Source organism: Halobacillus sp. BBL2006 (assembly GCF_000786645.1).
Lineage (GTDB): Bacteria > Bacillota > Bacilli > Bacillales > Halobacillaceae > Halobacillus.
This window is the reverse complement of the sequence record NZ_JRNX01000810.1, coordinates 1-2895: the sequence shown is the minus strand read 5'-3', so window position 1 is coordinate 2895 and position 2895 is coordinate 1. Positions and strand designations below refer to the sequence as shown.

The window sequence follows — 2895 nt, the reverse complement described above, 5'->3', positions numbered from 1 at the left end:
GCAGGAACTTCGGTTGGTGGCAGCAATCCCCGGCCAAGTCCATCTGCAAGCAACAGGAGCGCCATTCCTGTCAATGCGGAAGTAGGTAGTAAGAATTTGTGTCTGTTCCCTACTAATTGTCTCGCAATATGGGGAGCGACCAATCCAACAAACCCCAGCGTACCAACCACGGCTACGGAGGCAGCAGCTAAAATGACCGCAACGACGAGTAACAACGCTCTAGCTTTTCTCACAGGCTCACCAAGGCCTTCAGCCACATCGTCACCTAAACTTAACACGTCCAGCTTCGGTGAAAGACTTAAAGCAAAAGGAAACAGAACGACGATCCAGGGAAGTAACAATAGGACATCCGTCCAATCTTTCCCCCATAAGCTTCCTGTCAGCCATACGAGTGCAGCATTCGTCTCAACCGGGAACTTAACTGTTATAAGTTGAATGCCCGCTTGGCAGATCGCTCCTAAGGCGATTCCAACAAGTGCAAGAGTTGCAGGCTTCACACCTTGTCTGTAGGCGAATAAATATAATGCAATGGTCACAGCGCCCGCTCCAATGAAGGCGGCTATGGGTAATGCAATGACTGGCGAGTTTGGCAGTAAAATAATCGTGACAGCCGCAGCCAGGCCAGCACCTTTAGTAATTCCTATGACATCCGGAGAAGCCAATGGATTGCGTATAATCCCCTGCAAGATCGCACCTGATAATCCTAAACCGGCTCCAACAAGCACAGCCATAACGATTCTCGGCAAACGGAAATTTTTAATAATAAACCCTTGATTCCCAGCATCTGTGCCTAAGAAATAACTCAAAATATCAGGCGGGGAAATATAGATAGCCCCTACCCCAATGGATATAAAAGCCCCTAATGAAACAACAATGGTCAAACCTATAATCCACCACAACGGGATTCTGTTTTCTTTTTTCATGCCTCACGACCTCCCTTTCGCGCTAAGTAAAGGAAGAACGGGGCGCCTATCAAAGCAGTGACGATTCCTACAGGCGACTCTGCCGGAAAGGCGATGAACCTTGAGATTACATCAGATACCGTGAGTAAGAGCGCACCAAGAACAGCGGAGATCGGTATGACAAATCGATAATCCGATCCAATGATTTTACGTACGATATTAGGAATCATTAATCCAATAAAACCAATGGGGCCTGCAACGGCTACTGAGGCTCCTGCGAGAATGACCACTAAAAGAGAGGAAACGAACCTGATTAATCCTATCTTTTGTCCTAACCCTCGTGCCACATCATCTCCAAGACTTAGAAGAGTGAGTGATTTGGATAGCGCAAAAGAAGCAATTACTCCTACAATCGCCCAAGGAAGCATCAGTTTTACATCTCCCCAGTTCCGGCCATCAATCCCCCCTGCTAGCCAAAACAAAACATCTTCCGTCGATGTTTCATTAAAAAGAACGACTCCTTCTATGATCGATGAAAGGAATAAGTGAATCGTAATCCCTGCTAAAGCAAGCTTTACAGGAGTCATACCCCCCCCAGTCGAAGCTAGGTAATAAACTGTTGCGCCTCCGACAGCTGCCCCGAAAAAAGCGAAATAAACTAATGTGTTTGGAGCTAAATCAGGGAGAAGCACCACACCTATCACAACCATCAGGGAAGCTCCAGCGTTGACTCCAAAGATTTGAGGGGAGGCTAAGGGATTATTTGTGATCGATTGCATGATTGCCCCGGCAATCGCTAAACAACCTCCAATCAACATACCTATGACAGCCCTGGGTAACCGAATGGTATGGATAATCGAGGCTGCTTTACTACCGTCATCATTCAAAAGCAGTCCCATAACAGCAGAGAAGTTGATATGGTAGACACCGATACTTAAACTGGCAATAAGACTGCCTAGTAGAAGTATGAGACCGCTGACGAGTGTAATACCAATCCGGTAGGTATAAAAATGTTTTTCTGTAGACGTTTCTTCCATGACATAAGTCTCCTATTTCTTCCTTCTATTCATTCAACTTTATCATAATTCTCCATAAAAAAACGGGGGGAGCCCCCGTTTCTAAACCACCCTATTTTTCGTATAGATACCCAATGGCGTCTTCAAGAATTTTTTCTGAAGAAATCAACCCACGAAAACGTGACCACATATTGCGATCCACCTCGTAGACCTCATCATTTTTCACTGCTGAAATATCTTGATAAAGGGAATTGTTCTTCCATTCATCCACTACGGTCTGATCTCCAGAGACCATATGGAACATGACATCAGGATTAAACTCCACTACTTGTTCTAAATTAATTTTATTGTATCGTGCATCTCCGCTTTGAATGGCATTTTTCAAGCCGATTGACTCTAAAAGAGACCCTGTATAGGACTCCATGTTATGTGCATAGTATCCACTGTCCGCCACGACCGCTGGTAAAACCGTACGCTCTTCATCTTCAGGAACTTGAGCACGCAACTCTTCCATCTTCGCTTTATGCTCTTTCAAAACTTCTTGTCCTTTCTCTTCCATCCCCATTGCTTTAGAAACGGTTTCGAAACTATCAATGATTCCATCATAGTCGGCAGCAAGAGAAGGAAGAATGATGGTCGGTGCGATTTCAGAAAGCTGATCATAGATGTCCTTATGACGCTTCATATCTGCAATGATCAAGTCCGGCTGCAAAGAACTAATTACTTCTAGAGAAGGCTGTTTACGAGTACCTACGGAAGTATAATCGCCTATTTTCTCGCGAATTGGCTCAATGATCCGTTCTTTGTCATTATCATCGGCAATCCCTACAGGTGTGACACCTAAAGATGCCAAGTTATCAACAAAAGAGAACTCCAGCGCGACGACCTTTTCTGGTGTCCCGGAAATCTCCGTTTCCCCCATTTCATGTTCGATGACACGAGTATCTTCACTTTGTGTTTTTTCTTTTGTCTCTTCT

Annotated in this window: 3 protein-coding genes; all 3 read right to left on the bottom strand. The window is 44.9% G+C overall.

What is annotated here, in order from left to right; genetic code table 11:
• Positions 1 to 923, bottom strand: a 923-nt coding sequence (locus LD39_RS19915) for an iron ABC transporter permease (RefSeq protein ID WP_035552572.1), incomplete at its 3' end; no start/stop codon positions are given.
• Positions 920 to 1939: an iron ABC transporter permease gene (locus LD39_RS19910; protein WP_035552569.1), complete on the bottom strand. Its 1020-nt coding sequence runs from the start codon at positions 1937 to 1939 to the stop codon at positions 920 to 922. The genes LD39_RS19915 and LD39_RS19910, both read right to left, overlap by 4 nt.
• A 91-nt stretch (positions 1940 to 2030) precedes the next feature.
• On the bottom strand, positions 2031 to 2895 hold an 865-nt coding region (locus LD39_RS19905), incomplete at its 5' end, for a Fe(3+) dicitrate ABC transporter substrate-binding protein (protein ID WP_035552567.1).